The organism is Bradyrhizobium sp. JR4.1 (genome assembly GCF_040548605.1).
Classification (GTDB): domain Bacteria; phylum Pseudomonadota; class Alphaproteobacteria; order Rhizobiales; family Xanthobacteraceae; genus Bradyrhizobium; species Bradyrhizobium canariense.
Window position 1 is genome coordinate 449129 of the sequence record NZ_JBEPRY010000002.1, and the last position, 24308, is coordinate 473436.

At 64.5% G+C, this 24308-nt stretch carries 25 protein-coding genes and 1 tRNA gene; 7 read left to right on the top strand and 19 right to left on the bottom strand.

Annotation, left to right across the window (positions count from 1 at the left end; all coding sequences use genetic code 11):
* Window positions 1-101: 101 nt before the first annotated feature.
* Entirely contained in the window at window positions 102-611 is a 510-nt protein-coding gene (locus ABIB90_RS07330) for a MarR family winged helix-turn-helix transcriptional regulator (protein ID WP_007599351.1), read from the bottom strand.
* Window positions 601-1233, bottom strand: a complete 633-nt coding sequence (gene maiA, locus ABIB90_RS07335) for a maleylacetoacetate isomerase (RefSeq protein ID WP_354200554.1) — start codon at window positions 1231-1233, stop codon at window positions 601-603. The genes ABIB90_RS07330 and maiA overlap by 11 nt, the downstream gene beginning before the upstream one ends.
* 90 nt (window positions 1234-1323) lie before the next feature.
* Here maiA and gtdA point away from each other — a divergent pair, with 90 nt between their 5' ends.
* Window positions 1324-2364: a gentisate 1,2-dioxygenase gene (gene gtdA, locus ABIB90_RS07340; RefSeq protein WP_354200555.1), complete on the top strand. Its 1041-nt coding sequence runs from the start codon at window positions 1324-1326 to the stop codon at window positions 2362-2364.
* Between the two features lie 122 nt (window positions 2365-2486).
* Here the strand turns inward: gtdA and ABIB90_RS07345 are convergent, their stop codons facing one another.
* Genes ABIB90_RS07345 through ABIB90_RS07360 form a run of 4 tightly spaced genes read right to left on the bottom strand, consistent with a single transcriptional unit; the run spans window position 2487 to window position 6504 of the window.
* Window positions 2487-3311, bottom strand: coding sequence for an ABC transporter permease (locus tag ABIB90_RS07345; protein WP_007599348.1), 825 nt, complete (start codon window positions 3309-3311; stop codon window positions 2487-2489).
* Window positions 3304-4077 carry an ABC transporter ATP-binding protein gene (locus ABIB90_RS07350; RefSeq protein WP_219684553.1) on the bottom strand — a complete coding sequence of 258 codons (774 nt, stop codon included), beginning with the start codon at window positions 4075-4077 and terminating at the stop codon, window positions 3304-3306. The genes ABIB90_RS07345 and ABIB90_RS07350 overlap by 8 nt, the downstream gene beginning before the upstream one ends.
* 16 nt (window positions 4078-4093) lie before the next feature.
* Entirely contained in the window at window positions 4094-5098 is a 1005-nt protein-coding gene (locus ABIB90_RS07355; RefSeq protein WP_354200556.1) for an ABC transporter substrate-binding protein, read from the bottom strand.
* 41 nt (window positions 5099-5139) lie between these two features.
* Entirely contained in the window at window positions 5140-6504 is a 1365-nt protein-coding gene (locus ABIB90_RS07360; RefSeq protein WP_354200557.1) for an FAD-dependent oxidoreductase, read from the bottom strand.
* Window positions 6505-6618: 114 nt separating this feature from the next.
* Between ABIB90_RS07360 and ABIB90_RS07365 the strand changes: the two genes are divergently transcribed.
* Complete coding sequence (locus tag ABIB90_RS07365; RefSeq protein ID WP_354200558.1) at window positions 6619-7503, top strand: LysR family transcriptional regulator; 885 nt, start codon at window positions 6619-6621, stop codon at window positions 7501-7503.
* Window positions 7504-7548: 45 nt separating this feature from the next.
* Here the strand turns inward: ABIB90_RS07365 and ABIB90_RS07370 are convergent, their stop codons facing one another.
* From ABIB90_RS07370 to ABIB90_RS07380, 3 genes are all read right to left on the bottom strand, one after another.
* Window positions 7549-9585 (bottom strand): methyl-accepting chemotaxis protein, encoded by a 2037-nt coding sequence (locus ABIB90_RS07370; RefSeq protein ID WP_354200559.1) that lies wholly within the window; start codon window positions 9583-9585, stop codon window positions 7549-7551.
* Window positions 9586-9601: 16 nt separating this feature from the next.
* Window positions 9602-10585: a TRAP transporter substrate-binding protein gene (locus ABIB90_RS07375; protein ID WP_354200560.1), complete on the bottom strand. Its 984-nt coding sequence runs from the start codon at window positions 10583-10585 to the stop codon at window positions 9602-9604.
* Between the two features lie 162 nt (window positions 10586-10747).
* Window positions 10748-11551 carry an enoyl-CoA hydratase-related protein gene (locus ABIB90_RS07380; RefSeq protein WP_219684549.1) on the bottom strand — a complete coding sequence of 268 codons (804 nt, stop codon included), beginning with the start codon at window positions 11549-11551 and terminating at the stop codon, window positions 10748-10750.
* Window positions 11552-11705: 154 nt separating this feature from the next.
* Here ABIB90_RS07380 and ABIB90_RS07385 point away from each other — a divergent pair, with 154 nt between their 5' ends.
* Window positions 11706-12680, top strand: coding sequence for a ketopantoate reductase family protein (locus ABIB90_RS07385; protein WP_219684548.1), 975 nt, complete (start codon window positions 11706-11708; stop codon window positions 12678-12680).
* 4 nt (window positions 12681-12684) lie between these two features.
* Here the strand turns inward: ABIB90_RS07385 and ABIB90_RS07390 are convergent, their stop codons facing one another.
* Complete coding sequence (locus tag ABIB90_RS07390; RefSeq protein WP_219684547.1) at window positions 12685-13362, bottom strand: alpha/beta hydrolase family protein; 678 nt, start codon at window positions 13360-13362, stop codon at window positions 12685-12687.
* 126 nt (window positions 13363-13488) lie between these two features.
* On the opposite strand from ABIB90_RS07390, the gene ABIB90_RS07395 reads away from it, so the two are divergent.
* Window positions 13489-14634 carry an acyl-CoA dehydrogenase family protein gene (locus ABIB90_RS07395; RefSeq protein ID WP_354200561.1) on the top strand — a complete coding sequence of 382 codons (1146 nt, stop codon included), beginning with the start codon at window positions 13489-13491 and terminating at the stop codon, window positions 14632-14634.
* 17 nt (window positions 14635-14651) lie between these two features.
* On the opposite strand, the gene ABIB90_RS07400 is transcribed toward ABIB90_RS07395, so the two are convergent.
* Window positions 14652-15536 (bottom strand): LysR family transcriptional regulator, encoded by an 885-nt coding sequence (locus tag ABIB90_RS07400; protein WP_007599330.1) that lies wholly within the window; start codon window positions 15534-15536, stop codon window positions 14652-14654.
* Window positions 15537-15606: 70 nt separating this feature from the next.
* Between ABIB90_RS07400 and ABIB90_RS07405 the strand changes: the two genes are divergently transcribed.
* Genes ABIB90_RS07405 through ABIB90_RS07415 form a run of 3 tightly spaced genes read left to right on the top strand, consistent with a single transcriptional unit; the run spans window position 15607 to window position 17141 of the window.
* A complete protein-coding gene (locus ABIB90_RS07405; RefSeq protein WP_246649374.1) occupies window positions 15607-16071 on the top strand; it encodes a DoxX family protein in 465 nt (154 codons plus the stop codon).
* Between the two features lie 19 nt (window positions 16072-16090).
* Window positions 16091-16552: a DsrE family protein gene (locus tag ABIB90_RS07410; RefSeq protein WP_219684545.1), complete on the top strand. Its 462-nt coding sequence runs from the start codon at window positions 16091-16093 to the stop codon at window positions 16550-16552.
* On the top strand, window positions 16545-17141 hold the full coding sequence (locus ABIB90_RS07415; protein WP_035993963.1) for a TlpA family protein disulfide reductase: 597 nt from the start codon (window positions 16545-16547) through the stop codon (window positions 17139-17141). Before ABIB90_RS07410 ends, ABIB90_RS07415 begins: the two co-directional genes overlap by 8 nt.
* 7 nt (window positions 17142-17148) lie before the next feature.
* Here the strand turns inward: ABIB90_RS07415 and ABIB90_RS07420 are convergent, their stop codons facing one another.
* The 8 genes from ABIB90_RS07420 to ABIB90_RS07455 form a co-directional block, all read right to left on the bottom strand.
* A complete protein-coding gene (locus ABIB90_RS07420) occupies window positions 17149-18288 on the bottom strand; it encodes an amidohydrolase/deacetylase family metallohydrolase (RefSeq protein ID WP_007599321.1) in 1140 nt (379 codons plus the stop codon).
* A gap of 262 nt (window positions 18289-18550) precedes the next feature.
* Window positions 18551-19273 (bottom strand): DUF2569 family protein, encoded by a 723-nt coding sequence (locus ABIB90_RS07425; protein ID WP_354200562.1) that lies wholly within the window; start codon window positions 19271-19273, stop codon window positions 18551-18553.
* A gap of 117 nt (window positions 19274-19390) precedes the next feature.
* Window positions 19391-19467 (bottom strand) — tRNA-Arg (locus ABIB90_RS07430).
* A 97-nt stretch (window positions 19468-19564) separates the two neighbouring features.
* A complete protein-coding gene (locus tag ABIB90_RS07435) occupies window positions 19565-20521 on the bottom strand; it encodes a tripartite tricarboxylate transporter substrate-binding protein (RefSeq protein WP_354200563.1) in 957 nt (318 codons plus the stop codon).
* A 46-nt stretch (window positions 20522-20567) separates the two neighbouring features.
* Window positions 20568-20939 (bottom strand): dimethylsulfonioproprionate lyase family protein, encoded by a 372-nt coding sequence (locus ABIB90_RS07440; protein WP_007599315.1) that lies wholly within the window; start codon window positions 20937-20939, stop codon window positions 20568-20570.
* A 20-nt stretch (window positions 20940-20959) separates the two neighbouring features.
* Window positions 20960-21883, bottom strand: coding sequence for a hypothetical protein (locus tag ABIB90_RS07445; RefSeq protein ID WP_354200564.1), 924 nt, complete (start codon window positions 21881-21883; stop codon window positions 20960-20962).
* 136 nt (window positions 21884-22019) lie between these two features.
* Window positions 22020-22658 (bottom strand): RraA family protein, encoded by a 639-nt coding sequence (locus ABIB90_RS07450; RefSeq protein ID WP_007604635.1) that lies wholly within the window; start codon window positions 22656-22658, stop codon window positions 22020-22022.
* Between the two features lie 26 nt (window positions 22659-22684).
* Window positions 22685-24202, bottom strand: coding sequence for an AMP-binding protein (locus ABIB90_RS07455; protein WP_354200565.1), 1518 nt, complete (start codon window positions 24200-24202; stop codon window positions 22685-22687).
* Between the last annotated feature and the right edge of the window lie 106 nt (window positions 24203-24308).

Below are 24308 nucleotides of genomic sequence, written 5' to 3' on the forward strand. Positions count from 1 at the left end.
CGCCCGCGAAGGCGGGCGATCCAGTACTCCGAGACGGCGAGTTATGCAGAGAAGCTGCGGCGTACTGGATTCCCCGCCTTCGCGGGGAATGACAACCAGGATTAAGGCGCCTTCCCCAGATGCTCCAGCGCGTCCTCCGCCCGGAGCGGCACCCGCGACGCCTCGTTGTTGAGATCGACGAGCTGCGCCAGGAGCCCCATCAGTGCCTTGCGGTCCGCCGGCTTGAGCGGCTCCAGCATCCGCATCTGGGCGCGTTCGACGGCGGGAATGATGTCACGCAGGATCGCCGCGCCTGATTTGGTCAAATAGAGCAGCTTGATCCGCTTGTCTTCCGGCGCCGGCCTGCGCTCGACGAAATCCTTGGCCTGAAGCCGCTCGATCACGCTGCCGAGCGTGGAGCGGTCGAAGGCGATCACCGCGGACAGTCGCGTCGCGTCGATGCCGGGGTGGGTGTGGATCGCGATCAGCGCCGCGTATTGCACCGGCGTGAGGTCGAACGCCTTGCACTCCTCCATGAAGATCGAGACCGCGATCTGCTGCATGCGCCGGAACAGATAGCCCGGCGCGGCATAGACTGCGTCTATCGTGATCGGAGGCGGCTTACTCGGCATCGGGCTGGTTCTCCGGCGCGGCGTTGACGAACGCCGGCAGCGCCTTGGCCGCGGCTTCCGCCTTAAGCAGGCGCGGATAGGCCGAGACGTCGACGCCGAAGCGGCGGGCATTGGCGAGCTGCGGCACCAGGCAGAGATCGGCGAGCGTCGGCGCATCCCCGAAGCAGAACGGGCCCGGCTCGGCCCTGATCAGCGTCTCGCAGGCCGCGAGGCCCTCGCGGTTGACCCAGGCCGCCCAGTCCTGAACCTTCTCCTCGGCAAGGCCAAGCTCGCGCAGCCGCGCCAGCACCTTCAGATTCTGTACGGGGTGAGTGTCGCAGGCGATCGCCAGCGCAAACGCCCTCACCTTGGCGCGCTGCAACGCATCCCCCGGCAACAGCGGCGGGTTGGGATGGGTCTCGTCGAGCCATTCGATGATGGCGACCGACTGGGTCAGCACTGCGCCCGCATCGTTCTCGAGCGCGGGCACCAGGCCCTGCGGATTGATGGCGAGATAGGCCGGCGCGCATTGCTCGCCCTTACGAAGGTGATGCGGCAGGTGCTCGGCACTGAGACCCTTGAGGTTCAGCGCGATCCGTACCCGGTAGGCGGCGCTGGAGCGGAAATAGCCGTGCAGCTTCATCGGAACCCTCCCGTTTCGTTCTTGTTCGCATGTTGACGCTACCTAGATCGTAAGTATACTGTCAATCAACAAAACGACGGGAGCCGCACCATGGAAGCCGTGACGAAGACGCCGGAACGCGAGGCGTTCTACAAGAAGATCGACGGCGAGAATCTCACCGCGCTCTGGACGGTCATGAGCGATTTGATCACGCCGGAGCCGAAGAGCGCCTGCCGGCCGCATCTGTGGAAGTTCGACATCATCCGCGACTACATGACCGAGGCCGGCAAACTGATCACGGCAAAAGAAGCCGAGCGGCGCGTGCTGGTGCTGGAAAATCCCGGCCTGCGCGGGCAGTCGAAAATCACCACGTCGCTCTATGCCGGCGTGCAGATGGTGGTGCCCGGCGACGTCGCGCCCGCGCACCGGCACAGCCAATCGGCGCTGCGCTTCGTGCTCGAAGGCAAGGGCGCCCACACCGCGGTCGACGGCGAGCGCACCGCGATGGAGCAAGGCGACTTCATCATCACGCCGTCGATGACCTGGCACGATCATTCCAACGAGACCGACCAGCCGATGTTCTGGCTCGACGGTCTCGACATTCCGCTGGTGCAGTTCTTCGACTGCTCTTTCGCGGAAGGCTCCAACGAGGACCATCAGAAGATCACAAGGCCCGCCGGCGACAGCTTTGCGCGCTACGGCCACAATCTGCTGCCGGTCGACGTGAAGCGAAGCTCGAAGACCTCGCCGATCTTCAGCTATCCCTATGCCTACACGCGCGAGGCACTGGAGAAAGCTCGCACGAGCCAGGAGTGGGACGCATGTCACGGGCTGAAGCTGAAATTCAGCAACCCCGAGACCGGCGACTTCGCGATGCCGACCATTGGCACCTTCATCCAGCTGCTGCCGAAGGGCTTCAAGACCGCGCGCTATCGTTCGACGGACGCAACGGTGTTCTGTCCGATCGAAGGCCACGGCCGCACCCGCATCGGGGACTCGACCTTCGAATGGGGCCCGCGCGATTTGTTCGTGGTGCCGAGCTGGCAATGGGTCACGCACGAGGCCGACATGGATGCGGTGCTGTTCAGCTTCTCGGATCGCCCCGTGCAGCAGAAGCTGGATTTGTTCCGGGAGGATCGCGGGAACGCGTGACGACACCGGTCTCGTAGGGTGGGCAAAGGCGCAACGCGCCGTGCCCACCACATCTCCGCGAGCGATGAAACAATTGGTGGGCACGCTTCGCTTTGCCCACCCTACGGCTGCGGTGACTGCGGCTATCGCCAGTGCAAGAGCCGTATCTCCAGCCAGTTGATCACCCGCCCCACGATCAACCCAAACACCGATAAAATCACCACGCCCGCGAGCAGCTGATCCGTCTGCATCAAATTGCCGGCCTGAAGCACGAACGCGCCGATGCCGTACTGCGCGCCGATCATCTCGGCGCTGACGACGAGCAGCAGCGCCACCGACGACGTGATGCGGAAGCCGGCGAGGATTGCGGGCAGCGCGCCCGGCCACACCACCTTGCGCACGATGGTGGCGAACGGCACGTTGAAGCTCTGCGCCATGCGGATGAGATTGCGCGGCACCGCGTCGACGCCGCTATAGACCGAGATCGCGGTCGAGAAGAACACCCCGAGCGCGATGGTCGCGATCTTCGGCTCTTCACCGATGCCGAGCCAGAGGATCAACAGCGGCAGCAGCGCGATCTTCGGGATCGGGAACAGCGCCGAGATGAAGGTGATGCCGACGCTGCGCGCCAGCCGCGAGAGGCCGATGGCAAAGCCAACCGCGACACCGGCCGCCGTGCCGAGCAGCCAGCCGACACCGATGCGCAGGAGCGACGCGGAAAGGTGCTGCCACAGCGCGCCCGAGATCGCGAGCTGGTAAATTGCACGCGCGATCGCCGACGGCGGCGGCAGGAACAGCGGATTGACCAGGCCGGTGCTGCCGGCCGCCTGCCAGATCGCAATGACCAGCGCGAGCGCGATCCAGCCGCCGAAGCGGCTGCTCGCCGGCACGAAGCCGGCGCCGCGAAAGCGGACGCGTCGGACCGCTTCATCCTTCGCAGATGGTCCCGCCGGAGCGCGATCAAGCATGCTGAACCTCGCGCTCGGCATCGATCGCCTCGTTGCGGATCAGCGACCAGATCTGGTTCTGAAGCGCGAGCAGCTTTTCACGGGCTGCAATGTCACCGCGCTCAGTGCGCGTCATCGGCACGCTGACGACCTCGCGAATGCGGCCAGGACGCCGCGACAGCACCACGATGCGGTCGGCAAGCCGCGCCGCCTCTTCGAGATTGTGGGTGACATAGACCGCGCCCATGCCGCCATCGGCGAGCAGCCGGACGAAATCCTCCATCAGCAGTTCGCGGGTCTGCGAATCCAGCGCCGACAACGGCTCGTCCATCAGGAGAATGGCCGGCCTGACCGCGAGCGCGCGCGAAATGCCGACGCGCTGGCGCATGCCGCCGGAAAGCTGCTTTGGATAGGTTTTGCGAAAATCGGTCAGGCCGGTGCGGCGCAAGGCGTCGTCGACCAGCGCGCGGCGCTGCACGGGCGAGAGCTGGGTGTGCAGCAGCGGGAATTCGACGTTCTCCTCCACATTGGCCCAGGGCAGCAGCGCAAAGTCCTGGAACACGAAGGTGAGCGGATTGAGACTGTCCGCCGGCGGCGATCCACGCAGCTCGGGCGCGCCGGAGGTCGGCAGCAACAGGCCTCCGAGGATCGACAGCAGCGTGCTCTTGCCGCAGCCCGAGGGCCCCACGATCGCCACCACCTCGCCCGCGCTGACGGTGAACGAGACGTCGTCGAGCACGGCGAGCTCGCCGAAGCGATGGGTGATGTGGTTGGCGATCAGGTCCATGCGTTGCGTTCTACTCTCAATCCGCCTTCACAAATTCGCTTGCGATGATCGCGTTCGCGTCAAAACCCTTGCCGGCAAAGCCCTGCTCCTGGAGCCATTTGATCTGGTTGTCGACGTTTTTCACATCCAGCTTGCCGTCGGGATCGATATAGGCGCAATTGCCGACCACCTGCTCCACCGGCAAATTGGTATATTTTGCGATGATCTCCAGCAGTGGCTTTGTCTTGTCGTTGATCGGGGCGACACCGTCCTTCATCGCGGCAAGGATGACGTCGTGATATTCGCGGTCGGCTTTTGCCAAAGCGCTGAGCAGCTTCGTCACCAGCACCTTGTTGGTCAGCGTCTTCGGCGAGGCGAACACCGCGCCTAATTGCCAGGGTGTCTCGTCGCCGACCCAGCCGAGGAACTTCGCACCGCCGTCGTCCATCAGCTTTCGCGCGGTGGAGATCGGCAGCAGCGCTGCATCCACGGTCTCGCCCTTCAGCGCGGCCGCGGCATTCGACAGCGATTGCAGCGGCACGATCTTCACGTCGGCAAGCTTGAAGCCGTATTTGTCGGCAAGCAGGCCGAGCGAATAGTGAAAGGACGAGCCAACCTGCGTCATCGCCACGCGCTTGCCCGCGAGGTCCTTCGGCGTCTTCAGACCGCTCGCATAGGCGTTGTTGCTGGCGAAATAGCCGATCAGGGGATAGCCTGCCTTCTCGCGGCTCATGCCGCCGATCACCTTCAGCACGCCCTTGCCGGCGAGATTGTAAAGGCCGGCGGTGAAGGCGGTGACGCCGAAATCGATGTCGCCCGAGGTCGTTGCCACCGCGATCGGCTGCGCCGCGTCGAAGAATTTCAGCTCGACCTCGAGGCCGGTCTCGCGGAAATAGCCCTTGTCCTGCGCGATGAAGACGGGCGCGGAGGACGACAGGCGGAGCACGCCGACTTTGGCCTTCAGTGCGTCCTCGGCCCGGGCCGCTCCCATTGCCGTGATCGCCATCAGGCTAGCTAGCGCGAGCCGCGCAATCCCGATCATCCCGTTTCCTCTCGTGGTTCTCTTGGTCGTTTTGCAGTCCGTCAGAGCCCTTCGGGCACGGGCTGGTCCCGTCCGATGAAGGCGCCCTGTTGTTTCAACGTTTCCTGCAGCTTTTCAACCGGGATGTCACGCGGGATCCGGTTTCCGGAGAGCGCCAGCGCGGCGGCGGAACCGGCCGCCTCCCCCATCACGAAACAGGCACCGGAGACCCGGGCCGCCGATTGGCCCTCATGGGTCATCGAGGCGCAGCGGCCGGCGACCAGCAGATTGTCGACGCCTTCGGGCACCAGCATGCGGTAAGGCAGCTCGTTATAGCCGCGCGATTCCGGGATCGGCGGGAAGGTGAAGACGACGTCGCCGGGGACATGGGCCTCGATCGGCCAGCCATTGACCCCGATGGAATCCTCGAACGAAGCGCAGCCGAGCACGTCCTCACCGCTGAGCTGATAGCCGCCCGTGATGCGGCGGGTTTCGCGGATGCCGAGCTGCGGCGGCAGGTCGACGATGTAGGATTTTTCAAAGCCCGGCACGGTGCGCAGGAATTCGAACGCGGCGAGCGCCTGCTTGCGGCCCTCGATCTCGCCGCGGGTGAGATCGTCGGGCACGATGCCGTTGATGGCATGGCCGTCCTCGCGCGCCACTTGCGTAAAGTTCACCCGCCATTCGGTGCCGGACTTTTGCGGCCGTACGATCGCGCTCTTGCGCGGGAATGTGTGAGTGCCGGCGGCTGTGGCCTGCTCCATCAATTGCGGGATGGTGCGCCAGGCATCGCCTGCCTTCGCCGGATCGATGCCGTTGAGACGGAGCATCATCGAGGGATACATCGGATGGCCGTGCTCGTCGCCGAATTCAAACGGCGCGCCGGCCCAGACCGCGAGATCGCCGTCGCCGGAGCAATCGATGAATATCTCCGATCGCACCGCCTGCCGGCCGGCCTTGGTCTCGACCATCAGCGCATCGATGCACCTGTTATCGCCCATCACGACGCCGGCACCGAGCGCGTGGAAGAGGATGTGCACCTTGTGACTGGCGAGCAGCTGGTCGGCCGCGATCTTGTAGGCGGCGGTGTCGTAGGCCTGGGCGAAGACCTTGCCGAGAATGAGATGCGGCGCGTTGAGGCCGTTCAAATGATCGATCCGCGCCAGCAACTCCGACGCCATGCCCTGCACCAGCCGGTGGGCCTCGCCGTAAACATTGCCGTGCAGGCCGCAGAAATTGGTGACGCCTGCGGCAGTGCCCATGCCGCCAAGAAAGCCGTAGCGCTCGATCAAGAGCGTCTTCCGCCCCGCGCGCGCGCTTGAGGCCGCCGCGACGATGCCGGCCGGACCGCCGCCGAGGACGACGACTTCATATTCGCCGTAAAGCGGCACATGGCGCGCCGGTTCTTCGATCGTGGTGGCCTGCATGGCGCGTCCCGTCCCTGAAAATCTCTTGCTTGGGCCGGACTATGAATTAACGCAAGTGGGGCTACAATCTACCAAAATAAGCGATCACCTTTCTCGAATCGCGAAAGGCCGAAAATGGACATCCTGGTAAACCTTCAGGCGTTCCTCGCCACCGCAGACGCCGCCGGATTTTCCGCCGCGGCGAGAAAACTCAATGTCGCAACTTCGGTGGTCGCAAAGCGGGTCACCCAATTGGAGACGCGGATCGGCACGCCGCTATTTCATCGCTCGACGCGGCAATTGCGGCTGACCGCGGCCGGCCAGGAATATGTCCAGAGGGCGCGGAGCGTGGTCGCCGATGTCGGCGATCTCCTGTCGCGCATGGGCGAGAAAGGCCATGATCTTATCGATCATTTGCGTATCAAGGCACCGACATCGCTGACCATCGCCCGGCTTGCCGATGTGTTCAGCACCTTCCAGACCCAAAACCCGAAGCTGAAACTCGAAATCGTCTTGATCGACCGTCCCGTCGATCCGGTGACCGAAGGCTTCGATATCGCCATCGGCGCGTTTCCGCATTCGTTCGGCGGTGTGGTCGACGAGCCCCTATGCCGATTGAAGCGCTTGTTGTGCGCGTCGCCGGCCTATCTCAGGGCGCACGGCGTGCCGCGACATCCGCGCGATCTGGTCGATCATCGTTGCCTGAGTTTTCTTCCCACCGGTCCGGACTGGGTGTTCGACGGGCCGCGCGACCGTATCACGGTTCAGGTCCGGCCGCTGTTGAGTTCGAACGAGGGCCACGTGCTCGTGAAAAGCGCGATCGCCGGCAACGGCATCGCCTTCATCTCGCACTACCTTGCGGAAGAGGCCCTACGTCAAGGCACGTTGCAGGTCGTGTTGCCGGATTTTCCAATTCCCGATTTATGGGTCAAGGCAAGCATTCCCGAGCGACGGGTCCAGGCTGCTGCGGTTCAGGCGTTATTGCGCGAATTGAAGAGCTCGCTGTTGCCGGTGCTGTGAGGCCCGTTTCGTTGGCACCCGCGGCATCGCCGGTTTCTCGGGAATTCAGGCCGCCGAGCGGATGGTGTGGAGGAAATCGTCGACGTTCGACTTCATTGAATCCGCCTGCTGCTTCAGGGCCGCTGCGACCGTAAGAGCGGCTTCGGCACCGGCGTCGGTCTCGCCCGCCACCGCGCGCACCTGACCGATTTCCTGCGTCACCGCCGTGGTGCCGTTGGCCGCCTCTTCGACGTTGCGCGCGATTTCGCCCGTTGCCGCGCCCTGCTCTTCGACCGCCGCGGCGATCGCGGTGGCGATGTCGGCCATTTCCTTGACGGTGGTGCCGAACTGCTTGATCGCCTCGACCGATTGGCCGGTCGCACTCTGGATCGTCGCAATCTGGCTGGCGATCTGCTCGGTCGCCTGCGCTGTCTGGGTCGCGAGACTCTTGACCTCGCTGGCGACGATCGCGAAGCCCCGGCCGGCGTCGCCGGCGCGCGCCGCTTCGATGGTCGCGTTCAGCGCCAGCAGATTGGTCTGGCTGGCGATGGCCTGAATCAATTGAATGATGGTACCGATCTTTTCAGCCGCATCCGACAACCCATGGATCAAATCGGAGGTGCGGTTGGTCTCGTCGGTCGCCCGGTTCGAGACCGCGACGGAGCGGTGCACCTGGCTTGAGATTTCGCGGATCGAGGCCGCGAGCTGCTGGGTGGCGGAGGCGACGGTCTGCACGTTCATCGATGCCTGCTCGGCGCGGGTCGCGACCGCTTCGGCGAGCCCGCGGCCACGCTCGGCGACCTTCGCCAACTCCTCGGCGCTACGCCCCATGTCGTCGGCCCGGCCACCGACACCGGCAATCACCCCCTGCATGCCCTGCTCGAAGCGGCCGGCAAGATCAGACATCATGCGGGCACGGTCGGCCTCGGTGGCTTCGCGCTGTGCCGTGGCCTCGCCTTCCATGCGACGAACCGCCAGCGCATTTTCGCGGAACACCTCGACGGCACGCGCCATGCGGCCGATTTCGTCGCGCGATTCGCCGCCGGGAATGGGCTCATCGAGCTCGCCCGCCGCCAGCGATTGCATCCGGTCCGTCATGCCGCGAATCGGGCCGGATACGCTGGTTCCGATAAGCCATGCGAGCACCGCTCCCAGCAGCAGCGCGCCGGCCGCGGTCGCGATGACGGTCCGTTTGGTTTGATCGACCGCTGCCGAGGTCTTGTCGCCCTGCTCGGCGCGCACGGTGCCGAGCTTCGCATTGATCTTGTTGACTTGATCGTCGATCGCCGCACTCGCCTTCTTCAATTCGGCCTGCCTGGCGCGCAGATCGGCGGCGACCTTGATGACCTCTTCGAGCGCCGTCGTGTCGGCGGCGATCGCGGTCTTGAGTGCTGCGACCAGCGTCTTCAATTTGGGGGCGTCCACCGTCGCCAGCTCAGCCTCGGTGTCTGCGATCGCCAATTGGGCGTAGGACAACGCCTGCCTGGCGTCGTCGGCATCGCCCGTCGACAAAGTGGATCCATAGCGCATCACGGTGACGCGCAGCGCGTCGACGACGCCGGCCAGGCGCATCGGGTTGACAAGTCGTTCCGCATCTTCCGGGCGATTGGCAAGCGCAACCTGAATGCCGCCGACATTGAGGCCGGCGGCCGCGCCCTGGGCGTCGGTCTTCGTGGTGGCGGCGCGCAGCCGATCCGCGGCATCCGCCGCCGCGGTGAACGACGCACGATAGGTTTCCAGCGCCGTCTTGACCGGGCCGATGCCTTCCGCGATCGCTTGCAGTTTGCCGAATTGCCGATCGGCCTGATCGGCCAGTTTGCCCACGCCGTCGATCGCCTTGGCTGCGGCATCCTTGTCGCCGACATTCCAGGTCCGGATGAATTTCTCGACCGCCGAGTTCGCTTCCAAGAGCGCGGCACGCGCCTGCGACATGCCGGCGTCGCCAGCCGCGCTGGTCACGAGGTCATTGACCGTTCCGCCGATCCGCTCGACCTGAACCACGGCGAAGCCCGCGAGCAGGACCAGAAAGCTGAGAACCAGCGCGAAACCGCCGAACACGCGCGGACGGACACCGACCCGGGACATCATGTGCGATAATTTCATGGGAATCCCGAAATTCTTACTGGGTGGACCGGATGGTGGCGAGCAGATCCTTGCCGAACCGCTTCTCGAATTCCTGATCGAGCGGCTTGACCGCGTCGACGAAGGGTTGGCGATCGAATTTCTCGATCACGTCCATGCCGCCGCTGCGCACCTGCTCGAGCGCCGCGGCATCGAGCTTCGCCTGCCATGTCGCCTCCGCCCCCGCTTTTGCCTGCGCGATCAGTGTTGCCTGGTCGGCCGGAGTGAGCTGCTCGAACATGGCACGGTTGGCGATGAACACGATCGGCGCGAAGAAGTGGCCGGTCAATGTGAGGTATTTCTGGACTTCATAGAGGCGGGAGCCGGCAATGGTCGGCACGGGATTTTCCTGCCCATCGAGCCGGCCGTCCTTGAGCGCGGTATAGACCAGCGGAAATTCCATCGGGACCACTTCGGCACCGAGCGCCTTGAACGTCATCTGATAGATCGGGTTCGGGATCACACGAATCTTCAGACCCTTGATATCGTCGGGGCTGCGAACGGGCCGCTTGGAATTCGTGACGTTGCGGAAGCCCTGTCGGCCAATCGCCAGCAAGGTCAGCCCCTTATCGCCGAATTTGGCGGCGATTGCGGCGCCTGCCGGACCTTGCGCCACGGCTTTGGCGTGAGCCGTATCGCGAAACAGGAAGGGAATGTCGAACACGCCGAGTTCGGGGACGACCGCACTGACCACCGAACCCGACAGCACCGCCATATCGACGGCGCCGGCCTGCGTCGCGGCGAGAATGGCGTTCTCGCTACCGACTGCATTGGTGGCGCGCTGGTCGATCACGATGGGCTTGCCGGGCAATGCCACCAGCTTCTGGCGAAACTCATCCGCCCCGATCTGCTGCGGGCTCCCCAGCTGGGAATTGAACGCCAGAGAGACCAGTCGAGGTGAAGCGGCAACCGGATGCAGGACCAGCAGCGTTGCCGCCGCGACGATCGATCCAGCCTTCCAAAACCCCAGAACTCTGTGCATTCGACACCATGGCGTGACAATTGTCGTAACCATAATGGCCGGGAATGATTGAACTCTTAAGGACGGGCCCGCGGAATTACGGGGATTCGAATCGGTCCCGCGGCCAGGGTTTGGGGATGGTGCACGACGCAGATCGTATCGGGTTGCTGCTGGGCGGCGCGCTCAGGCCTTGCCGCCACTCCAATTCGCAGCGCGCTTCTCCGCGAACGACGCCAGCCCCTCCGCAGCTTCCGCACTCTGGCGCTTGACCGAATGCAGGTGCACGAGCCGCTTGTAGGCGGCATCGTCCACCGCCATTCCGCCGAACGAGCTCTCCAGTGCCAGCCGCTTGGTCTCGGCCATCGCCTCCGGTCCGTTGGCGAGCAACTGCTCGACCACCTTGGCGCCGGCGGCGTCGAGATCGGCGAGCGGCACCACCTCGTGGACGAGGCCGATGCGGCGAGCATCCTCGGCGCCGAAACGTTCCCCTGTCAGCGCGTAGCGGCGGACTTGCCGTACACCGATGGCATCGCAGAGCTGCGGGATGATGATGGCCGCGGTCAGGCCCCAGCGCACTTCGGTGATCGAGAACAGGGCGTTGTCGGCCGCGATCACGACATCGCAGGCCGCGATCACGCCGGTGCCGCCGCCAAAGCAGCCGCCCTGCACCAGCGCGACCGTCGGAATGGGCAGCGTGTTGAGCCGCTGCACGGCCTCGAACGTCGCACGCGACGCGGCCTCGTTCGCCTCGCTCGATTGCGGCCGCACGCCGTTGATCCATTTGAGGTCGGCGCCGGCCTGGAAATGCTTGCCGGTGCCCTTGAGCACGACCAAGCGAAGGTTGGGCTTGCTACCGAGATCGTCCATGGCCGCGAGCACGCCCGCGATCAATGCACCGTCATAGGCATTGTTCACTTCGGGCCGATTCAACGTGACGGTCGCAACCCCACGCGCATCCAGGGTCCACAGGACGGGGCTGTCGGTCATCGGTGTTCCTCCGCTCGTTTGTTTGGCGCGTACTATGGCCGAGGCTCCGCACCTTGATCCATATCTTTCGAGCGTAGGGCAGCCGCGTCCATCGCATGGCGGCTTGTGTCATGCTGTCGCGGGGCGGCATCGAGGGATCAGGGACGGACATCACATGCGCATCTGCATTTTCGGCGCGGGCGCCGTCGGCAGCCATCTCGCGGTCAGGCTGGCCCGCGCCGGCCACGAGGTCTCGTGCGTAATGCGCGGCGCGCACCTGGAGGCGGTCCGGGCCAACGGCCTCAAGCTGCGCGTCGGCGATTCCGAGGTCTCCGCCAAGGTGAACGCCTCCGGCGATCCGGCCCAACTCGGCCCCCAGGACGTCGTGATCAGCACCTTGAAGGCAACCGCGTTGACCGGGCTGGTCTCCAGCCTCAAGCCGCTGCTGCAGGACGACACCGCGATCGTGTTCGCGCAGAACGGCATTCCCTGGTGGTACGGGATCGGCCTGCCGCCGCGACACCCGACCCCGCCGGACATTTCCTTTCTCGACCCGGGCGGGCGCTTGCGCGCCTGCATCCCGAAGGAGCGGATCGTCGGCGGCGTGGTCTTCTCCTCCAACGAGGTGATCGCGCCTGGCGTGGTGCAGAACCTGACGCCGGACCGCAACCGCCTGCTGATCGGCGAATGCGACGACCGCAATTGCGAGCGCATCACGACGCTGCGCGGTGTCTTCACCGACGCGCGGCTGGAATCGCCGCCGGTTGCCGAGATCCGCGAGGCGATCTGGTCAAAGCTGCTGACCAACATGTCGTTGTCGGTGCTGTGCCTGCTCACCGGCCAGACCGCGCGCGGCGTGCGCGACGATCCTGCGTTCGCCGAGGTCATCCCGCGGATGCTGAACGAGGCCAACGAGATCGCCCAGCACTTCATCCCCGAGGTCAAGCGCGTGAGCCGCAGTGGTCCCGCGCCCAATCACAAGCCGTCGCTGCTGCAGGACTACGAGCTCGGCCGCGCCATGGAGATCGACGTCCTGGTGAAGGCGCCCCAAGCCTTCGCGCGCACCGCCGGCCTGTCGACGCCGACCCTCGATCTCATTGCCGCGCTCGCGATCCAGAAGGCGCGCGACAAGGGGCTATATTCGGCGTGAGATTTCAGGCGAGCTTGTCGATCCAGTCCGCGAGCGTGTCGAGCACCTCCGCAAGCGCCTCTTCGTTGCTGCGACCGGACTTTTTCAGCACCGCGAAGGAGTGATCGCCGCCCTCGATCTCGTGCAGCGTCGCCTTCGGGGCAAGAGCGGCGATGACGGGCTTGAGGAGGCCGAGATCGGCGAGCCCATCGCGGGTGCCTTGCAGGAACAGCATCGGGATCTCGACACGGGCGAGGTGCTCGGCACGCTCGGTCGATGGCTTCTTGTCGGCGTGCAGGGGAAAGCCGAGGAAGGCGAGCCCTTTGACATCAGGCAGCGGCGTCTTCGACTGCGCCTGCGACGTCATGCGCCCGCCGAAGGATTTTCCGCCCGCAACGAGCATCACACCGGGGCAGAGCCGCGCGGCTTCCTCGACTGCCGCGCGGATCGTGGCATGGGCGACCACCGGCTGGTCGGGACGGCCCTGTTTGTTTTCCATGTAGGGAAAATTGAAGCGGAACGTCGCGATGCCGCGGTTCGCGAGCCCCTCCGCAATCTTGTCCATCGATGCGTGCCGCATCCCTGCACCGGCACCATGCGCCAGAACGTAGCAGGAGCGCGCCTTGTCCGGCTGCGTCAGGATCGCTGACACCGTGCCGATGCGCGCGATGTCGAGCTTGAGCTCTTGAGTTTTGACAGCCACAATCAACCATCCCGAAAGACGCGTTTCCGGTCGCCTTGGTAGCGTCACCGGCGCAGCCTGAAAACACAATAATTGCCGCCGAAGGCTGGCCTACCAAGCCGGCAAGCCGCATTGACCGAGGTGACCATGTCCTACCGCTCCTCCTGGATGACCGAAGAGCTCGAAATCTTCCGCGATCAGTTCCGGAAGTATCTTGCCAAGGATCTGGCCCCGCATGCCGAAAAATGGCGCGAGCAGAAGATAGTCGACCGCTTTGCCTGGCGCGGGCTCGGCGAGATGGGCGCGCTGCTGGCGAGCGTGCCGGAGGAATATGGCGGCCTCGGCGCGACCTTCGCCTATGATGCCGCCGTGCTCGACGACCTCGAAAGCACGGTGCCGGAGCTGACGACCGGCGTCTCCGTGCACAGCGCCATCGTCGCGCACTACATCCTCAATTACGGCTCGGAGGAGCAGAAGAAGCGCTGGCTGCCGAAGATGGCCTCGGGCGAGATGGTCGGTGCGATCGCCATGACCGAGCCCGGCACCGGCTCGGATTTGCAGGCCGTCAAGACCACGGCCAGGAAGCAGGGCAATTCCTACGTCATCAACGGACAGAAGACTTTCATCACCAACGGCCAGGCCGCCGATCTCGTCATCGTGGTCGCGCGCACCGGCGATGTCGGCGCCAAGGGCATTTCGCTGATCGTGGTCGAAACCTCAGGCGCGGATGGATACAAGCGCGGGCGCAACCTCGACAAGATCGGCCTGCATGCCTCCGACACGTCCGAGCTGTTTTTCGACAACGTCGCGGTTCCGCCGGACAATTTGCTCGGCGGCGAGGAAGGCCAGGGCTTCGTGCAGCTGATGCAGCAATTGCCGCAGGAGCGCCTCGCGCTCGCGGTCGGCGCGGTCGCCGCGATGGAGCGCGCCATAAAACTCACCGTCGACTACACCAAGGAGCGGAAAGCGTTCGGCAAGCCGCTGATGGATTTCCAGAACACCGCCTTCAAGCTCGCCGAGCGCAAGACCGAAGCGATGATCGCCCGCGTCTTCGTTGACTGGTGCGTCGAGCGGCTGGTCGCCAAGGACCTCGACACCGTCACGGCGTCGATGGCGAAATACTGGTGCTCGGAGAAGCAGGTCGAGACCGCCGACGAATGCCTCCAGCTGTTCGGCGGCTACGGCTACATGCAGGAATATCCGATCTCGCGCATCTTCATCGATTCCCGCATCCAGAAGATCTATGGCGGCACGAACGAGATCATGAAGCTGTTGATCGCGAGGTCGCTCTAATCAGCTCGCTTAGCCGGCTATCTCATCCGCTTGTCGGCCGCGACGAAATCGATGAACGTCCGGACCTTGGCGGAGAGGTATTTGCGGCTGGGATAGACCGCGAACAGCTTCCCCTCAAAAAGGACCTGCCCGGGCATGACGTGCTCGAGGCGGCCGGCGGTGATATCCTCCGCGACCAGCCATTTCGGCAGGAAGGCGAGGCCCATGCCTTCGAGCGCCGCCATGTGCAGCAGCGTTTCATTGCCACTGCGCAGCACCGGATTGAGCTTGACGGTCTCGGTGCCGTGCTCGCCCTCGAAGGAGAAGCTTTCACCCGGGTACAGCGCGTAGTGCAGCATCGCCTGGCCGGCGAGATCGGCAAGTTTGGTCGGGCGCCCTGCGCGATCGAGATAAGCGGGCGCGCCGACCATAAGGAACGCAACCTTGGTGATGGGCCGCGCGATCAGCGCCTCGTCGGGCGCGGCGGTCGCGCGAAGTGCGAGATCGAATCCCTCCTCGACCAGATTGACCATCCGCCCGCTGAGATCGACGTCGAGGCGCACTTCGGGATAGCGGCTTTGATAGCCGGCCAAAATTCCCGCGAACAGGGCGTTCGCCATCCACACCGGCGCGGTCAGCCGCAGCGTGCCGCGCGGAACGACCGTCGCTTTGCTGACGGCGGCTTCGACCTCATCGAGGGAGTCGAGCATCTGCCGCGCCTGCTCGAAATAGAGCGCTCCGCTTTCGCTCAGGCTGACGCGCCGACTGGTGCGGTTGAGCAGTCGCGTGCCTAGCCGCTTCTCGAGCTGCATCACATGCTTGCTTGCCATCGCGGGCGAGATGCGCAGGCGTTGCGCCGCGGTCGCGAAGCTCTTCAGCTCGGCGACCAGGCAGAACACCCTCATGCTGACTAAGGAATCCATGAAATCATCAACACCCAGGAAATGAACTAATCCCGGGACGCATAATGATCAAATATGAGGAAACTATCAAATGGTGGCGACCGTCACCTTTTTTGGAGAACCACCCGTGTCCACCACCGCCTTCGAGACTGCCTCCCCCGGCCGCGCCATTCGTATCGGCCTTTGGGTCGCACAGGCCCTGCTCTTTTTCGTTTTCACCGCGGCCGGGCTGGTCAAGCTGCTGACGCCGATTCCAGAGCTTGCCGCGATGATGCCCTGGGCCGGCCAGTATTCCGCAACGTTCGTCCGGTTCATCGGGCTGGTCGATCTCGCCGGCGGAATCGGCATCCTGCTGCCGGCGCTGACGCGGGTCCTGCCCCGGCTGACGGTGTTGGCTGCACTGGGCTGCTCCATGTTGCAGGTGTTGGCGCTCGTCTTCCACATCTCGCGCGGCGAGGCGCCGGTCACGCCGCTCAACGTCGTTCTGCTCGCGCTCAGCCTGTTCGTGCTGTGGGGGCGCGACCGCAAGGCGCCGATCGCGCCGCGTCAGTTCTGAACAGCTGAACGCCGCAGCCATGATTTCTGCCAACGGATGGTCCCGCAGGGGCCTGCTCGCCGGCACCGCGATCCTCACGGCCGGCGGCACCGCCGCGGCCAAGGAGGATCGTCTCGCCGACGGCGTTGTGATCCTGATCGACAGCAACGAGCCCTATGTCATGGGACACGCGATCAGCTACTCGGCCAACCTCTCGAAGCACTTTGCGGACAGGGGCGCGCGATTGCTGATCGAGGTCGTCGCCAATGGTAAGGGCATCGACGTCTTTCGGGCGGACAGGAGTCCGCTGGTCGAGCCGCTCGCGGCGCTGCGGCAGTCGCTGCCCAACCTCGCCTACAGCATGTGCGCATCGTCAAAAGCGATCGCCGAAGCCAAGGAGCAGGTCCCGATTCCGCTGATAGCAGGTGCCAGCCTCGTGCCGTTCGGCATCGGCCGCGTGGTCGATCTGCAACTCAAAGGCTGGGCCTACATTCATGCGTGAGACCGCGCGCGAAAGCGGTCCATTGCCGTCGCGGCGATCGATCATGATGGCCGCGCCGGCGCTTGTTGCCTCCTTCCGCGCGGCCCATGCGCAGGAAGACTGGCCGCCGGTGTTCGAGGCCGGCCGCAGTCAGTTCACGCTGGTGCGGCCGCGCGCGTCGATGCCAATGCTCAGGCTTCAAGACATTGGCGGGAAGGAGGTCGCGTTGAGCGCGAAGCCGGGCCGCATCACCCTCGTCAATTTCTGGGCCACCTGGTGCGCGGCCTGCCGGCTCGATCTGCCTGTGCTCGCAAGTCTCGCGGGATCACGGTCGGACCGGCTCGATGTTGTCGCGATCTGCACGGATACCAAAGACCTGCGCAAGATCCGCACGTTTCTCAGCGGCCTCGCCGTGCAGAACCTCGCTTGCTATGTCGACGCCTATGGCGCAGCGGCAGAAGCATCGACCGCGATATTCTCCCTCGTCGGCATGCCCATCACCTATCTCGTCGGAACGAGCGGTCACGTCGAGGGCTACATCGCCGGTGCGCCCGACTGGCTTTCTCCGGCAGGCGCGCAGCTGCTGCAATTCTATCGCGAGCGGGGCTAGCGCCGCATCAATTCGGATGCCACCAGCGGCCGCCGATCACGACACCCTCGGAGACGATCTTGCGGTCGCCGATCAGGTGCTCGCCGACCACGTCCTCATAGTCGAACTGGCCTTCCCTCACCGAGATCAGCGTGGCGTCGCCGACGCTGCCTGGCTTGAGGCTGCCGAGTTCGGGCCGCCGCAGCGCCATCGCCGCGTTGACCGTCGAGGTTGCGATGACGTCGGACAGCGGCATGCCCATGCACAGGAATTTCGACAGGGTCGTGACCTGGTCGAAGGCCGGGCCGTCGATGCACAGTTGATGAATGTCGGACGAGATGGTGTCCGGATAGAAGCCGTTGGCGAGCATGGCGCGCGCGGTCTTGAACGCGAACGAGCCCTTGCCGTGGCCGATATCGAACAGCACGCCGCGCTCGCGGGCGTCCAGCACCGCCCGCTTCACCGTGCCCTGCGCGGTCGCGGGCGTGTTGGGGAAGGGCCGGAACGCATGGGTGAGCACGTCGCCGGGGCGCAGGCGGCCCAGCACCTCCTCGTAGCTCGGCGGCGGATGATCGATATGCGCCATCAGGGGCATGCCAACTTCGTTCGCGACCTCGAGCGCGATGTCGAGCGGCACGACGCCCGACGTGCCCGAGGAGTGCAGCCCCACGCGCACCTTGATGCCGACGATGAGGTCGCGGTTGGCATCGGCCACCTTGGCCGCCTCGATCGGATTCATCAGCCGCAGCTCCTCGCTCTCGCCGACCATGATCCGGTGCGAGAAGCCGAAAATGCCGGCATGCGAGACGTGCAGATAAGCGAGAATGCGGACCTGGCTCGGCTCGATCACGTGCTTGCGGAATCCGGCGAAATTGCCGGGCCCCGCGCTGCCGGTATCGACCGCGGTGGTGACGCCGGAGAGACGGCAGAATTCCTCGGCATCGATGCCGAGCGACGTACCGCCCCAATAGACATGGGTGTGGAGATCGATCAGCCCCGGGGTCACCATGAACTTCGAGACGTCGCGCACGTCAGTGCCCGGATCCGCCTTGAGCCCGCTGCCGATCGCAGCGACCTTGCCACCCGCAAAGGCGACATCGGCCACGGCATCGAGCTTCTGGGACGGGTCGACCACACGGCCGCCGCGCAGGATCAAGTCGAAAGGCATCTTGGTCTCCGGATATCGCTGAGGCATCGTGAGAGGCGGGAAACAGACCAGGCTGGAAGGCAGACTTCCAGCCTGGTCACCTCTGTTAGCAATTTTCGCGCCGCCGAAGCAAATCGGCCGCAGTCGGTGCCCGTTGGGCTTGCGATCCGCGCGGCGCCTCGTCCTTCAGCCGCTCCAGTGCATCCGGCATCATTCGGCCGGACATCGAGCTCAGCATCGCGGTCGGGATCAGGCCCGACGCAACGCGGACCACAAACGCGGCTTATTTCGTGAACGTATTCGCGACTCTGCGGGAGCGAAGCACGTACGTTATCCAAACCGCGGCACTCATCACACCGACAACCGTTTGTCCGACCTGTCGCGTTTCAATGATGAAAAAATCGCTGAAAGGTCGGTTCAGCGCGGCGGAAAAAAACGATGCGACGCAGAGGAGATCGACGAGCGGCATCAGCACAGCGCAGATCATTTGCACGATGAAAAAGGCGGGAAATCTGTGGGAGTGTCTGAACAGGAGCACCGTTGTCCAGACCGAGAAGCCTATCATGGCGGCATTTATCAGCATTTCGCTCCAGATCACCGTCGGAAAGTAAGTCCAGGTTTCGTCGGTGATCGACTGCACGTATTGTCCGACGTTGAAGATCAGGCGCAGAATGCCCATCACTTGGCCGAACGCGAGTAGCGCGAGCCAACCGCTGATACCGGTCATCTCGGGTTGGACGTTCTTGAAGGCAGCAGCGTCTTCTGCGGGAACGGACGGCTCCCGCGTGGCGTTGACCGGTTGCGGTGCCGGCATCGGCGACTGCGTTCGAAAGAGGTGCTCCGTGATCTCACGCACCTCCGCGACCGGCTTCCAGCTCTCCCAGCCCTCCCGCCAGACCAGCACGCGCGGTGAATCTGCGATGCGAGCCAGTAGCGGAAGGAGCTCCGATATCGGCATCGGACCGCGTTTCTGCCCACCTTCCGCGTAGAACCACGAATCCGCCATGCGAACGCCCCCCTGCACCCGCCATATCCTAGCCGGCGATCGACACACGTCACGATAGAAAGTAATTGGAGGGGCGACCAGTACCGCGGCCGTCGCGGCGCTTAGCTCTCGAGAAAATGGCGATCCCGGGAAGACTCGAACTTCCGACCTACGGTTTAGGAAACCGTCGCTCTATCCGGCTGAGCTACGGGACCGCGGAACCCGCAGAGCGGGCTACCGGGGCTTCATATCAAAGCGGAGGGGAGATCGGAAGCCCTCCGCGTTGCTCAATGCGGAGGGCTGCCGGTCATCTTACGCCCGGATATTGTTGTCCCGGACCACCTTGCCCCAAGTGGCAACCTGCTTGTCGAAGAAGGTCTTGAAGGCGGGACCGTCCTCGAGCAGCAGCGTCATCTGCTGCGTCTCCTTGAGCTGGGCGGCGGTCGCGGGCTCGCTCAGGATCTCCTTGGACGCCGTCGCGAGGGCTGCGACGATGTCCGGCGGCGTGCCGGTGGGCGCGAAGATGCCCCACCAGGCCAGCGTCTCGAAATCCGGGAAGCCTGCCTCGATCGCGGTCGGCGTATCCGGCAGGCCGGGCAGCCGCTCGCGGCCGAGCTGCAGGATCGGACGCAGCATGTTGGTGCCGAGCTGGGCTGCGACCAGCGCCGCCGATCCCGCGATCAGATCGACATGGCCGCCGAGCACGTCGTTCATCGCGGGGCCGCCGCCGCGATAGGGCACGTGCGTGATCTCGACGCCCGCCTTGTTGCCGAGCACGGTCATGGCGAGATGGCCGAGCGTCCCGATGCCGACGGAGGCATATTTCACAGCGCCGGGCGTCGCCTTGCAGGCCGCCACCACGTCGGCGAAGGTCTTGTAGGGACGGCCCGCACCGGCGGCGATCACGTAAGGCGCAGTGCCGACCAGCAACACCGGCATCAGCTCGCGCTCGACATCGACGGGCGGCTTGTCGAGGATGGAGGGGATCACCGCGTGTGAATCGAAGGTGACCAGGAACGTCGAGCCATCAGGCGGGCTCTTGGCGACCTGCGCCGCGCCGAGCGCGCCGGCGGCGCCCGACTTGTTCTCGACAATGACGATGCGGTTGAGCTTGGTTTGCAGATGGCTCTGGAGCAGCCGAGCCATCGCGTCGGTCGATCCCCCCGGCGGAAACGGCACCACCAGCGTGATCTTCCCGGCCTGGGCCAACGCCGGCGTCATCGCGAGAATAGCCGGCGCTGCGAGCAGCGCGCGTCGTGTGATCGTCATGGTCCCCTCCCCTGTTTTCTCGCGCCCGGCTTTTGCTCTTGGCGCTTTAGGTCGTTCCGAAACCGGATCCCGCTTTTCTGTATTCTGGCCGCGGCGGGCTGAAAATGTCCAGCACGCGGGCGCCGTCGGGGCCGGCGCGCATGGTGTGCGGCACGTTGCCGGGCGTGCGCCAGAAATCGCCCTTCTTCACGGCAATCTCCTCACTGCCCTGGACGCGGATGGCGGAGCCGTCGAGCAGCACGCCCCATTGCTCCTCTGGATGATGATGCAGCGTGCCTTGCGCATGCGGCGCCAGCGTCACCACCGACAGCATCGCCTGTTCGCCGGAGAAGATGCGCGTGGTCACCCCTGCCGCGAGCTCGCGAAACAATCCGTCGCCGGTATCGTCGAGATTGTGGAATTCGTCCTTCTGGCTCACGCCATCCTCCCTTTTACGCTTTATTTTGCAGCAGACTGGCTCACGGCAGCCAGAAGGCGGTCCTTGAACTCACCCTTGACGGTAACATACACGCTCGACCAATGGCGGCTCTTGAACTCGCAGCTGCCTCGTGGGCAATATTCTTTGTCGTGATAGTCTCCATTAAGGACGCCGAACAGAGTCATTCGACCGTCCAACAGACGAAACAAAGCGCTACCTGATGCCCCTACTGTGAATTCGCAGCTCGTTTCGAATATCGACCAGTCCCTTACGTCGCGTATCTGGCACTCCTGAATCGTCTTGTTGAAGGGGCCGTACCTGTCCCTCTTTCCCGAGGCTTCGATGTCGTAACCGACGACCGCCAGGACACGCTCCAGCTCGACCACAATTTCAGTCCGTTCATTGATCTCGTAAGGCGTCACTTCCGCGGCAGACTCGAGCTTTGCGACTGCCCAATCGTTGACAATCGCCTTGGGCGCACTCTCAACGCATGTGCCCATCCATAGGGTCGCTGACAGAGGAATGGTACGCCTCTCGGCTCCGAGATAGTACTCGAAGATACACTTGTCAGGTGACGTATGCGGTTTGCAAAGGTCCCGAAACGCGTGAGCCGCCGTGGTAATCACGTCCCGCGCTCCAGTCACTTGAGCGCTGCTATCTCCACCAGGACATCGCAGGACTCCACTTGCCGCAAAGCGCTTTTCCACCTCACCTGGGGGGAGACCGTTGGCCTTTGCGTAAACCCCTTCAGTTAGTCGTCGCTCTGTCTCGGTCGAAGCGGCCTCGACTGCCAGATGACTATCAGTGACGCGATCGCGATTGAAAATGGGCGCTGCCCCGCGGCCGGAGCCAATAGGCGGCATCTTCCACGAACCAACCTCGTTGCTGCCAGAGACCAGCAGAACGAAGAAGCTAGGCAGAACGATCGCGTAATTCCTCGTCACGTGAAGTATCCCCAGCAGCAAAAAGCATGAAGCAAGTCTGATCGAAACAAAGTTGTGAAATCACTTTCGAAAGAGGCAATGGCCAACGTCGACGTGCGATCGAGCCGGCCATTTCTTGACTTAAGCCGCGCGTGGATCAGGATTTCCCATACGAGCCCTGATAACGGCCCTCGCGGATCGCCTTCAGCGTCTCCTCCTCGCGCGCGACCTGGGCGCGCACGGCGTCGAGCAGCGCCGCGGCACCTGCTGCGGCAAACGACACCACGCCGTCCTCGTCGCCGACGACGATGTCGCCGGGGGAGATCACGCTGCCGCCGATCGAAACAGGCACGTTGATCTCGCCGGGGCCGTTCTTGTAGGGGCCGCGGTGGATCACCGCGCGAGCGTAGCAGGGAAAGTCATCGGCCGCGAACGCCGCGACATCGCGGATCGCGCCGTCGATGACATAGCCTTCGGCTTTGCGCCATTGCGCGATATTCTTCATGATCTCGCCGACCAGCGCGCGGGTCTCATCGCCGCCGCCATCGACCACGATGACGTCGCCGGGGCCCACCAGCTCGAGCGCGCGGTGGATGGCGAGATTGTCGCCGGGACGGGTGCGAACCGTGAAGGCCGTGCCCACCAGCTTGGCGCCGCGATGATAGGGCTTGAGCCCCACCGCGCCCGGCAGCCGGCCGAGATTGTCCGAAATGACCGAGGTCGGCGCACCGCGAAAACCCTCGATGATCTCGGCCGGCGGCTTCGGCACGGCGTTCGCGGCGATGGTGATGGTCATAATCTCGGTCCTTCCCGTGAATTCTCTTAATCGGCGTGCGCCCGCGCCCTTGCCGGCAAAATCCGGAAGGCGCGCCCCTCCTTCATCCATGTTGCGCGCTCGTCGCGCAACAGCGTGCGGCGAACTTTTCCGGAATCGTCGCGCGGCGGGGCGCTGACAATCTCGAAACTCTCCGGATGCTTGTAGCGGCTCAGCCTGTCCTTGAGGAAATCCGCCATGCCGTCGGCGATGGCCTGACCGTCCGCATCGCAATCCGGCTCGATGATGGCGTGCACGCGCTGGCCCAATTCCGGATCGGGCAATCCCACCACCACGCAGGAGCGCACGCCCGGACAGGCGGAGACGGCAGCTTCGACCTCGGCCGGATAGATGTTGGCGCCGCCGCGCAGCACCATGTCGGCGAGGCGGTCGCCGAGATACAGATAGCCTTCCGCGTCCAGTCTGCCGATGTCGCCGAGCGATTCCCAGCCGTCCGCGCGGCGCTTCGGCTCGGCGCCGAGATAGTGATAGGTGGCATCCTTGCCGTCATTGTTGAGGAAATAGATTTCGCCGCTCTCGCCCGGCGCGACGTCGTTGCCGTCCTCGCCGATGATGCGCAAGCGCGCCATCTCGCCGATCTTGCCGACCGAGCCCTTGTGCGTCAGCCATTCCGTGCCGGAGATGATGCAGGAGCCTTGTCGCTCGGTACCGCCATAGAGCTCCCAGATCCGCTCAGGCCCGAGCCAGGCGATCCAGTTCTCTTTCAGCCAGGGCGGCATCGGAGCGGCCATGTGGAAGACGGTCTGCAGGCTCGACACGTCATAGGCGTTGCGCACGTGCTCCGGCAGCGCCCAGATCCGGTGCATCATGGTCGGCACGAAATTGACCCATTGCACGCGCTCGCGCGCAATTTGTCGCAGCGCCTCCTCGGCGTCGAACTTGACGAGACCGGTGAGCTGGCCGCCGGTGAACAGCGCGTAGTGCGACACGATGAACGGCGCGTTGTGATAGAGCGGACCGGGATTGAGCAGCGAGACCCCGAAGGGGACGTTGAGCGGCGGCGCGGCGACGGTGTCGATCACGGCCGGCTGGTGATCGAGGATCACCTTCGGCCGCCCGGTCGATCCGCCGCTGGTCATCGCTTTCCAATAGCGCGCCACCGGTGCGGTGAGCGGCTCGTCCGAAAACCCTTCCGGCATGAAATCCGCGGGCAGACGGTTCGGCGCATTCCAATCGGCTTCGCCGCCGACCACCAGCGCCGGCTTCAGGATATCGAGCACCGCGGCGGCTTCGCCGCGCGGCAGCCGCCATGACAGCGAGGTCGGCGTCGCTCCGCATTTCCACACCGCAAACGAGGTCTCGAAGAACGCATTGCCATTGGGCAACCCGATTGCGACGAAGTCGCCGGGCCTGACGCCCTTGGCCATGAACGCCCGTGCGCGCCGGTTGGCGCCGCGTTCGAGCGCGTCCCATGTCAGCGTATCCTGCCCGTGACGGACGGCGATCGTGCCTTGCGGTTTGCGCTCGGCGTACCAGCGCGGCACATCGGACAGGGGCAGCAGCATCAGGCGTTTCCACTTCGTTTTCTTGGCCTCGCCAATGAGGCGAGCGCAGGATGAAGTGACGCTGTGACTCCTGCGCCACGTCAAGCAAAAAATGTCAGCATCACAG

What these genes read in the sequence shown, in the direction of transcription:
- maiA (WP_354200554.1), bottom strand. Translation starts at nt 1,233, where the DNA reads ATGAAGCTGCACGGCTATTTCCGCTCCAGCGCCGCCTACCGGGTACGG.
- ABIB90_RS07380 (WP_219684549.1), bottom strand. Translation starts at nt 11,551, where the DNA reads ATGACCGACAGCCCCGTCCTGTGGACCCTGGATGCGCGTGGGGTTGCG.
- ABIB90_RS07455 (WP_354200565.1), bottom strand. Translation starts at nt 24,202, where the DNA reads ATGCTGCTGCCCCTGTCCGATGTGCCGCGCTGGTACGCCGAGCGCAAA.
- ABIB90_RS07420 (WP_007599321.1), bottom strand. Translation starts at nt 18,288, where the DNA reads ATGCCTTTCGACTTGATCCTGCGCGGCGGCCGTGTGGTCGACCCGTCC.
- ABIB90_RS07350 (WP_219684553.1), bottom strand. Translation starts at nt 4,077, where the DNA reads ATGGACCTGATCGCCAACCACATCACCCATCGCTTCGGCGAGCTCGCC.
- ABIB90_RS07405 (WP_246649374.1), top strand. Translation starts at nt 15,607, where the DNA reads ATGGTGGCGACCGTCACCTTTTTTGGAGAACCACCCGTGTCCACCACC.
- ABIB90_RS07360 (WP_354200557.1), bottom strand. Translation starts at nt 6,504, where the DNA reads ATGCAGGCCACCACGATCGAAGAACCGGCGCGCCATGTGCCGCTTTAC.
- ABIB90_RS07415 (WP_035993963.1), top strand. Translation starts at nt 16,545, where the DNA reads ATGCGTGAGACCGCGCGCGAAAGCGGTCCATTGCCGTCGCGGCGATCG.
- ABIB90_RS07425 (WP_354200562.1), bottom strand. Translation starts at nt 19,273, where the DNA reads ATGGCGGATTCGTGGTTCTACGCGGAAGGTGGGCAGAAACGCGGTCCG.
- ABIB90_RS07375 (WP_354200560.1), bottom strand. Translation starts at nt 10,585, where the DNA reads ATGCACAGAGTTCTGGGGTTTTGGAAGGCTGGATCGATCGTCGCGGCG.
- ABIB90_RS07370 (WP_354200559.1), bottom strand. Translation starts at nt 9,585, where the DNA reads ATGAAATTATCGCACATGATGTCCCGGGTCGGTGTCCGTCCGCGCGTG.
- ABIB90_RS07395 (WP_354200561.1), top strand. Translation starts at nt 13,489, where the DNA reads ATGTCCTACCGCTCCTCCTGGATGACCGAAGAGCTCGAAATCTTCCGC.
- ABIB90_RS07385 (WP_219684548.1), top strand. Translation starts at nt 11,706, where the DNA reads ATGCGCATCTGCATTTTCGGCGCGGGCGCCGTCGGCAGCCATCTCGCG.
- gtdA (WP_354200555.1), top strand. Translation starts at nt 1,324, where the DNA reads ATGGAAGCCGTGACGAAGACGCCGGAACGCGAGGCGTTCTACAAGAAG.
- ABIB90_RS07355 (WP_354200556.1), bottom strand. Translation starts at nt 5,098, where the DNA reads ATGATCGGGATTGCGCGGCTCGCGCTAGCTAGCCTGATGGCGATCACG.
- ABIB90_RS07400 (WP_007599330.1), bottom strand. Translation starts at nt 15,536, where the DNA reads ATGGATTCCTTAGTCAGCATGAGGGTGTTCTGCCTGGTCGCCGAGCTG.
- ABIB90_RS07450 (WP_007604635.1), bottom strand. Translation starts at nt 22,658, where the DNA reads ATGACCATCACCATCGCCGCGAACGCCGTGCCGAAGCCGCCGGCCGAG.
- ABIB90_RS07330 (WP_007599351.1), bottom strand. Translation starts at nt 611, where the DNA reads ATGCCGAGTAAGCCGCCTCCGATCACGATAGACGCAGTCTATGCCGCG.
- ABIB90_RS07410 (WP_219684545.1), top strand. Translation starts at nt 16,091, where the DNA reads ATGATTTCTGCCAACGGATGGTCCCGCAGGGGCCTGCTCGCCGGCACC.
- ABIB90_RS07365 (WP_354200558.1), top strand. Translation starts at nt 6,619, where the DNA reads ATGGACATCCTGGTAAACCTTCAGGCGTTCCTCGCCACCGCAGACGCC.
- ABIB90_RS07435 (WP_354200563.1), bottom strand. Translation starts at nt 20,521, where the DNA reads ATGACGATCACACGACGCGCGCTGCTCGCAGCGCCGGCTATTCTCGCG.
- ABIB90_RS07345 (WP_007599348.1), bottom strand. Translation starts at nt 3,311, where the DNA reads ATGCTTGATCGCGCTCCGGCGGGACCATCTGCGAAGGATGAAGCGGTC.